The 548-nt window shown below is 36.7% G+C and carries 1 protein-coding gene; it reads right to left on the reverse strand.

Annotated elements, in window-relative coordinates; genetic code table 11:
* On the reverse strand, nucleotides 1–548 hold a 548-nt coding region (locus tag IEY73_RS34850), incomplete at both ends, for a FeoB small GTPase domain-containing protein (protein ID WP_505744163.1).

Consider the following 548-nt stretch of genomic DNA (forward strand, 5'->3'; position numbering starts at 1 on the left):
CCTGCTTCAAGCGCTTTTTGCACTCCGCCTCCTATTAAAAAGCTCAAGGAAAAAATGATAAACATAAACCCTAAAAAAATGAAAATCCCATAACGAGGGTGCATTAAAATCTTATCAATCTTATAAGTGTGTTCAAAGCTCGCATTTTGTTTGTTTTCACTGATCACTAATTGAGCGATTCTTTGAGCTCTCTGGCTGTATTTTAAAGACTCCTTAAAACTTTGAGACGGGACTTTTATGCTTTCATTGTTTGTGGTGTTTTGAGAATAAAGCCTGACAATTTCATCTAATAAAAGCTCTGTATTCAAGCGATCTTCTTTGGATCTTGCGCTTGTAGGCACGCACACAACCCCTAATTCTTTAGAAAGCTTTTCTGTATTGATTTTAATGCCTTCTTTTTGCGCCTCATCCCACATGTTGAGCGCAAGAAGCATCTTTTTATTCGTGTCTAATAACTGCACGCTTAAGGCTAAATTACGCTCTAAATTGGTGGAATCCACCACATTAAGAATGAGATCGTATTGCCCTTTTTCTAAAAAATCTTTAGT

The sequence above is a fragment of the Mangrovihabitans endophyticus genome (assembly GCF_014646155.1).
GTDB lineage: Bacteria > Actinomycetota > Actinomycetes > Mycobacteriales > Micromonosporaceae > Actinoplanes > Actinoplanes endophyticus.